The organism is Stenotrophomonas sp. HMWF003 (genome assembly GCF_003061285.1).
Lineage (GTDB): Bacteria > Pseudomonadota > Gammaproteobacteria > Xanthomonadales > Xanthomonadaceae > Stenotrophomonas > Stenotrophomonas maltophilia_AP.
In genome coordinates this window covers 1-8,116 of record NZ_QAIW01000048.1, presented here as the reverse complement: position 1 = coordinate 8,116, position 8,116 = coordinate 1, and the positions used below count along the sequence as shown (strand labels likewise).

Sequence of the window (8,116 nt, the reverse complement as noted above, 5' to 3'; positions counted from 1 at the left end):
GTGGTGGCCGGTGCCGCCACCGCCACCGGCGGCGGCACCGGCCACCACCGCGGCAATGCCGCCGATCCACCAGGGCGAGAAGCGGCGTGCGCCGTCATCGGCGCTGTCTTCGCATTCGGAGTCGGTCAGCGGGTCGCACGCTCGTTCGGTCGTCTGCGCGTGGGTCAACGGTGCAGCGCACAGCGAAAGGGCGATCATCGCCGCCAACGGATGGCGGAGGGGCAGGTGGGGACGCATGGGGAGTTCTCCTGGCGAGCAAGTGCAAAAAAATCGTGGGGGAATGCAACAGGAGACAGCTACCCGTTGCGTCGCCGTGCCAGTGGCAGCGGTTGGACGCGGCGGATGGTGGCAGTGCGCCGGAGTGATGTATCTGCAACAAATACGAAAGCGCCAGACTGTGAACCAGTCGTCTGTTGTTATGGGCCGTTTAAGTGCATATGGCAGGCAGCTGCCAAATGGGATGAACACGACAAACAACAACGGCACCCGAAGGTGCCGTTGTGTCGAGGCCGCGGCAGGGGGGCTTACTTCACCCCGTGCATCATCTTCTTCAGCAGCGGCGAACAGGCCAGGGCCACCGCCGCGCAGCCCAGGCCGATCCACATCAGCAGCCAGAACAGGTGTTCGTAGCTGGCGGCGGCGCTGGCGATGTTCATGGTTTCGCCTTCGGGCACCTCGATCGCGGCGAGCTTGCCGAACAGCGCGGCCAGCGTCTCGGAGAACGCGGTGGCCAGGAACCAGGTGCCCATCATCAGGCTCACCACGCGCGGCGCGGCCAGCTGGGTCACCGCCGACAGGCCCACCGGCGACAGGCACATCTCGCCGATCTCCAGGATCAGGTAGGCCAGCACCAGCCACCACACGCTGGCCATCTGCCCGGTCGCGCCCACCTGCTGCGCCGCCAGGGCCAGCGGCACGAACGACAGCGCGGCGAAGATCAGCCCGAACGAGGACTTGACCGGCTTGGACGGGTCCAGCCGACGCCGGTCCAGCCAGGCCCACAACGTGGCGAACAAGGGCGCCAGCACCACCAGGAACAACCCGCCCAGGTAGGTCAGCGAGCCGGCGGTCTGCGGAATCACCAGACAGTCGCGGACCAGCATCACCAGCATCAGCACGACGATGCCGACGAAAAGATTGCGCGGTGCGGTCGAGCCGGGAGTGCGCTCGGACAGCCGTGCCGCCACCACGAAGCCCAGCGGCGCCAGCAGCAGCGAGGCGATCGACCACGGCAGCGGCGTGCCGCCCTGGATCACCAGGGACGGCACCAGGTCCTTGGTCAGCAGGCGGTCGGTGAAGGTCACCCACGACCCGTAGGTCTGCTCGTACAGGGTGAAGAACACCAGCGCCATGAAGATCAGCGCCATCAGCGCGATCATCTGCTGGCGCTGCACCGGCGTGCAGCGGGTACCGGTGAACCAGGCGAACCACACCAGCACGCCACCCAGCACCACGATCATCAACATCAGCGCCAGGCTGATTTCACCGCCCAGCGCGAACGCGCCATTGGCTGCAGCCCACATCAGCGCCGCCACCGGCACCACGCCAAGCACGGCCACCGCATAGATCAGCCACTCGCGGCGGATGCCCAGCACGCGCTGGCGCAGCGCGGGCACATCGGTCGGTTCGGCGTGGCCCTGCAGGTACTTCTGGCCCCACAGGAACATGCCCAGGCCGATCACCATGCCGATCCCGGCGGCGCCGAAGCCATACTTCCAGCCGTAGGCCTCGCCGAGGAAGCCGCACACCAGCGAGGCGAACAGCGCGCCCAGGTTGATGCCGGCGTAGAACAGCGAAAAGCCCGAATCGCGGCGCGGATCGTTTTCCGGGTACAGCTTGCCGACGATGGTGGAGATGTTCGGCTTGAGGAAGCCCACGCCCATGATGATCAGCGCCAGCGACAGGTAGGTGATGCCCAGCGCGGCGTCGTCGCGCACGATCTGGCCGTCGATGCGGGTGGCCGCGTGGCCTTCGAAGGCCATGCCCAGGTGGCCCAGCACCAGCAGCACGCCACCGAACACCACCGCCTTGCGCATGCCCAGCCAGCGGTCGGCCAGCAGGCCACCGAACACCGGAATGCAGTACACCAGCCCGCCATACGCCCCCAGCAGGTCCAGCCCGGCCTTGTCGCCGAACAGGTGGTACTTGGTGAGGTACAGCAGCAGCAGCGCCTTCATGCCGTAGAACGAAAACCGCTCCCACATCTCGGTGAAGAAGCAGACGTAGACGCCCTTGGGGTGGCCAAGGAAATCGTCGGTGGCGGTCGAAGCGGAAGCGGGCAGGGCGGCTGCGGTCATCGAAGTGGCAACGGCAAAGAGGCGGCAATTATAGGAGCCACGCGCCACCAATGCCGGCCACCGGTGGTGCCGGCCGCTGGCCGGCAAGCCCACTCACCCGGCCACGCCCGCCTCACAGATACCGCAACCACGCGATATCCCGCCGCCGGGCCTTCAACCGCGCAAACGCGCGGGTGGGCCAGTACAGCGCCAGTGCCAGCACGGCGGTGATCGCCCACAGCGTGGCCACGTGGTCCACCCCGAAGTACCCGCCGTGGGTGTGCCCCCAGCGGGCTTCGGCCAGCACATACAGCAGCTTCAGCACGTACAGGTGCAGCAGGTAGAAGAACATCGGGGCCGCGCCGATGCTGGCCAGCGGCGCCAGCGCCCGCGATAGCGCCGGGTGCTCGTACAGCCGCAGCACCAGCAGGCCGATGCCCAGGGTGAGCAGCAGGAACAGCAGCGACGGCGGGTACTTGGTGACGTTGAAGACGCTCATCAGGGTCTGCCCGGCCGTGCCCAGCGCCTGCCACGGCGCATCGCCATAGACATTGAGCGCGCGCAGCACGACGAACCCCAGCAGCGCGCCACCACCGGCCCACAGCAGCCGTTTCTGGCGCAGCCCCGCATCACCGCCACGCGCGAACCACGGCCCCAGCACGTACCCCAGCGCGATCACCCCGATCCACGGCAGCACCGGGTACGAGGTGCGCAACCGAAGGTGCTGGCCCAGCTCGATCCAGTCGCGCTGGTGCAGAACCTTCCACAGCACCGCCCACGCGCCATTTCCCTGCACCTGCACGCCGTCCAGCAGGTTGTGGCCGGCGATCAACCCCAGCGCGACAACCGCCAACACCCCGCGCGGCAACCACAGCAGGCCGGCCAGCGCGATCATGCTCAGCCCGATCGCCCAGATCACCTGCAGGTAGATCACGCTCGGCGGGAACTGCAGCGTCCAGGCAAGATTCACCACCAGCACTTCCAGCGCCACCAGGAACAGCCCGCGCTTGAGCAGGAACGCGGCGGCCGCGCGCTTGCCCTGGGCCTGGCCGCTGCCATACAGCCACGCCGAGAGCCCGGTGAGCAGCACGAACACCGGCGCGCACAGATGCGCCAGCAGGCGGCTGACGAACAGCGCCGGCTCAACCTGGTCCACCGCCATCGGGTCGGCCACCTGGGCGTGCAGGTAAAAGGTCTCGCGCACGTGGTCGAGCAGCATCAGCACGATCACCGTGCCGCGCAGCTGGTCGATCGAGGTCAGGCGGGGAGAGGCGGGGGCCACGGGCGCTCCGGTCGGTGGCGTGACAGGATATAACATAACATTTGGGGTGTCGCCCATTGGTGCGCTGGCGGGCCGCGCCGGATCAGCGGTCCGCACCGCGGGCAGGGCGCCTCGCTCCCGACCAGACGCGCGTCGAGGCGGATCTGGATCATCTGCATTGCACCGACAGGCCTGGCCTTCCGTTGGACCGCCGCGATGATGTGCCAACTGTGGCTGGATGCGACCGGCGGCGACGGATGAAGCCCGTATCGTCGGCGTCCACCGCCTGCCATCGGCTGGCCGGGACCAACCGCACTGGACTTGACGCCCCCTGAACGCTAGCGTGAAAGGGATTTTTTGCCATCAGGGGCATCCATGAACAACGACGCTGCGCCCAAGCAGCTCACCCTCCGCGCGGTGGTGCTTGCCATCGTGCTGGCGGTGGTGCTGTCGGCCGCCAACGCCTACCTCGGTCTGTTCGCAGGCCTGACCATCGCCACCGCGATTCCCGCGGCCGTCATCTCCATGGGCGTGCTGCGCCTGCTCGGCGGTGGCACCATTCTTGAAAACAACATCGTCCAGACCGGCGCCTCGGCCGGTTCGTCGATCGCCGCCGGTGTCATCTTCACCATCCCCGCGCTGGTGATCATGGGCTACTGGCCGGACTTCAAGTACTGGTGGGTGCTGGGCATCGCCGGCCTTGGTGGCCTGCTGGGCGTGCTGTTCTCGGTGCCGCTGCGGCGTTCGATGATCGTCGAAGACCCGCTGCCGTTCCCGGAAGGCAAGGCGGCCGCCGAAGTGCTCAAGGCCGGTGAAAACCCCGGCCCGGGCCTGAAGATCCTGGCCGTGTCGGCCGTGATCGGTGCGTTCGTCAAGGTCGCTGCCGCCAGCGGCATGCGCCTGATCCCCGATGCCTGGGCGCAGTCGGCCTACATCGGCAGTTCCAAGATCACCGCCTTCATCGGCACCAACCTGTCGCCGGCGCTGCTGGGCGTGGGCTACATCGTCGGCCTCAATGTCGGCATCGTGGTGGTGTCCGGCTCGATCCTGTCCTGGCACATCGCCATCCCGCTGTACCAGGCGTTCTTCGTCAACAGCGACCCGGCCCTGGCCGCGTCCATCGCCACCGCGTCGTCCACCGACGCGGCGTTTGCGATCTGGAGCGCCAAGATCCGCTACCTCGGCGTTGGCGCCATGCTGATCGGCGGCGTGTGGACCCTGATCTCGCTGCGCAAGTCGCTGTTCAACGGGGTCAAGAGTGGCTTCGCCGCTGCGCGCAAGAGTGGCGGTCCGGCCCTGGCCGAGACCGAGCGCGACCTGCCCATGAAGTGGATGCTGGTGGCGCTGGTGGTGTTCACCCTGCCGCTGCTGGCGCTGTACCAGGCCATCGTGGGCCAGTGGCACGTGTCGATCCCGATGACCATCATCATGATCGTCGCCGGCTTCCTGTTCGTTTCGGTGTCGGCCTACCTGGCCGGCCTGATCGGCTCGTCCAACAACCCGGTCTCGGGCATCACCATCTCCACCATCCTGTTCGCCTCGGCCGTGCTGGTGCTGCTGCTGGGCAAGAGCGGCCTGACCCCGGTCGGCGTGGGCGGTGCCCCGCTGGGTGCGGTGGCGGCCATCATGATCGGCGCGGTGGTGTGCTGCGCCGCTGCGGTCGGGGGCGACAACCTGCAGGACCTCAAGGCCGGCTACATCGTCGGCGCAACCCCGTGGAAGCAGCAGTTGATGCTGGGCATCGGCGCGTTCTCGTGCGCGCTGATCATGGCCCCGGTGCTGAACCTGCTGGCCACCGCGTATGGCATCGGTGCGCCCACCGCCGCCCATCCCAACGCCCTGGCGGCGCCGCAGGCCAACCTGATGGCCTCGGTGGCCAAGGGTCTGTTCGGTGGCCAGCTGCCGTGGACCTTCATCGCCATCGGTGCGGGCATCGGTGCGGTCATCATCGCCTTCGATGGCTGGCTGAAGTCGCGCGGGTCCCGTTTCCGCGTGCCGGTGCTGGCCGCGGCGATCGGCATCTACCTGCCGCTGGAGCTGATGGTGCCGATCTTCCTGGGCGGCCTGATCTCCTACCTGGTCGAGCGCTTCCACAAGGTGCGTGCCGAGGACGAAGAAGGCCGCGACCGCGTGCACAAGCCGGGCGTGCTGTTCGCTGCCGGCCTGATCACCGGTGAAGCGCTGATGGGTATCGCCATTGCGATCCCGATCGTGCTCAGCGGCCGCGCCGATGTGCTGGCACTGCCGTTCGCCCTGCCGGGTGCCGACTGGATCGGCCTGGCCGTGCTGTTCCTGGTGGGCTGGCTGATCTACCGCACCGGCAAGCGGTCCGGCGGCAAGGTCTGACCGACCCGGTCTGACACCCGACAAACCCCGCCCCGGCGGGGTTTGTCGTTTCCGGGCAACGCCATGACCGATGGCCTTTGCCACGGCCACCCCCGCGGCCCTACCATCGGCGTTTTGCCGTTCCGCGGAGAACCCGATGAAACTTCGTTACGCCCTGCTGCCGTTGTGCCTGCTGACCGCGCTGCCGTCGCTGGCCGCCACGCGTGGCCTGGATGTGCGCGACATGATCGCGCTGGATCGGGTTTCGGCCCCGCTGCTCACCGCCGACGGTGGCAACGTGGTGTTCGCCAAGCGCGTGGTCGGCGCCGACAGCAAGGCCAGCACCGGCCTGTTCATCCGCAACCTGCGCACCCGCGACGCCGCCCCGCCCAAGCCGCTCACCCCGGCCGGCTGGAACGTCAATTCGGCCGCGCTGTCGGCCGACGGCCAGAACGTGTACTTCCTGAGCGCCAAGGGCGGCAGCCAGCAGCTGTACGTGCAGCCGATCAATGGCGGCACCCCGCGCCAGCTGACCGACTTCCCGGTCGACGTGGACGGCTTCCACATCTCCCCGCAGGGCGACCGCGTGGTGTTCAGCAGCGGCGTGTTCCAGGCCTGTGGTTCGGACCTGGCCTGCACCAGCAAGAAGCTGGACGCGCACAAGGCGCGCAAGAACACCGGCGAAGTGTTCGACACGCTGTTCGTGCGCCATTGGGACACCTGGAACGATGGCCGCCGCAACACCCTGTTCGTGGCCCCGCTGCCGGCGGCCAAGGGCGCGCCGGTGAAGGGCGCCTCGGCGATCAGCGCCACCCTGGATGGCGATGCGCCGTCCAAGCCGTTCGGCGGCAACGACGACTTCGCCTGGGCCCCGGACGGCAAGACCGTGGTGGCGTCCATCCGCGTGGCCGGCAAGCAGGAACCGTGGTCGACCAACTTCGACCTGTACCAGCTGGACGTGGACGGCAAGCAGGCGCCGGTCAACCTGACCGCCGCCAACCCGGCCTGGGATGCCGGCCCGGTGTTCAGCGCCGACGGCAAGACCCTGTACTACCGCGCCATGAAGCGCCCGGGCTTCGAAGCCGACCGCTTCGGCGTGATGGCGCTGGACCTGGCCACCGGCAAGGCCCGCGAAATCGCGCCGACGTGGGACCGCTCCGCTGGCGAGATCGTGCTGAGCGCCGACGGCGGCAGCTTCTACACCGCCGCCGATGACCTGGGCGAGCACCGCCTGTTCAACATCGACATCGCCACCGGCAAGGCCACCGTCGTTGCCGAGGGCGGCAGCATCGGCTCGCCGGTGATTGCCGGCACCACCCTGGCGTACACGAAGAACAGCCTCAAGAGCGGCGACCAGATCGTGGTGGCCAGCGCCGACGGCAGCAGCCCGCGCGACATCACCCCGAGCGCCGCGCAGATGCTGCCCGACGTGGCCTTCGGCGATTACGAGCAGTTCCAGTTCAAGGGCTGGAACAACGAGACCGTGCACGGGTACGTGGTCAAGCCGTACAACTACCAGGAAGGCAAGACCTACCCGGTGGCCTTCCTGATCCACGGCGGCCCGCAGGGCAGCTTCGGCAACGGCTGGAGCTACCGCTGGAACCCGCAGACCTACGCGGGCCAGGGCTACGCGGTGGTGATGATCGATTTCCATGGGTCCACCGGCTACGGCCAGGCGTTCACCGACGCGATCAGCCAGCACTGGGGCGACCGCCCGCTGGAAGACCTGCAGAAGGGCTGGGCGGCGGCGCAGAAGCAGTACGCCTTCCTCAACGGCGACAAAGCCTGTGCGCTCGGCGCCAGCTACGGCGGCTTCATGGTCAACTGGATCGCCGGCAACTGGAATTCGCCGTGGAAGTGCCTGGTCAACCATGACGGCGTGTTCGACCAGCGCATGATGGGCTACGCCACCGAAGAGCTGTGGTTCACCGAGTGGGAGCAGGGCGGCACGCCGTACCAGAAGGCGGCCAACTACGAGAAGTTCAACCCGGTCAACCACGTCTCCGACTGGAAGAAGCCGATCCTGATCATCCACGGCCAGCTCGATTACCGCATCCCGGTCGAGCAGGGCCTGGCTGCGTTCACCGCGGCACAGCGCCAGGGCATCGAGTCCAAGTTCCTGTACTTCCCGGACGAGAACCACTGGGTGCTCAAGCCGCAGAACAGCGTGCAGTGGCACGACACCGTCAACGGCTGGTTGAAGCAGCACATCGGCGAGTAAGCCGGATGGATGCGCCGCCCCACGGGGCGGCGC

The 8,116-nt window shown here is 67.8% G+C and carries 5 protein-coding genes; 2 read left to right on the top strand and 3 right to left on the bottom strand.

Features of this window, described 5'->3' with window-relative positions:
- The 3 genes from DBR34_RS01645 to DBR34_RS01635 all read right to left on the bottom strand — a co-directional run.
- Positions 1-237 (bottom strand): hypothetical protein (locus DBR34_RS01645; RefSeq protein WP_146186752.1); only part of this gene is annotated, 237 nt, incomplete at its 3' end.
- Between the two features lie 287 nt (positions 238-524).
- Positions 525-2,297 (bottom strand): oligopeptide:H+ symporter, encoded by a 1,773-nt coding sequence (locus tag DBR34_RS01640; protein WP_128095448.1) that lies wholly within the window; start codon positions 2,295-2,297, stop codon positions 525-527.
- A gap of 112 nt (positions 2,298-2,409) precedes the next feature.
- Positions 2,410-3,594, bottom strand: coding sequence for a heparan-alpha-glucosaminide N-acetyltransferase domain-containing protein (locus tag DBR34_RS01635; protein WP_128095447.1), 1,185 nt, complete (start codon positions 3,592-3,594; stop codon positions 2,410-2,412).
- Between the two features lie 318 nt (positions 3,595-3,912).
- Between DBR34_RS01635 and DBR34_RS01630 the strand changes: the two genes are divergently transcribed.
- Together DBR34_RS01630 and DBR34_RS01625 are read left to right on the top strand one after the other, a co-directional pair.
- On the top strand, positions 3,913-5,883 hold the full coding sequence (locus DBR34_RS01630) for an oligopeptide transporter, OPT family (protein ID WP_128095446.1): 1,971 nt from the start codon (positions 3,913-3,915) through the stop codon (positions 5,881-5,883).
- 136 nt (positions 5,884-6,019) lie between these two features.
- Complete coding sequence (locus tag DBR34_RS01625) at positions 6,020-8,083, top strand: S9 family peptidase (RefSeq protein WP_128095445.1); 2,064 nt, start codon at positions 6,020-6,022, stop codon at positions 8,081-8,083.
- Positions 8,084-8,116: the final 33 nt, after the last annotated feature.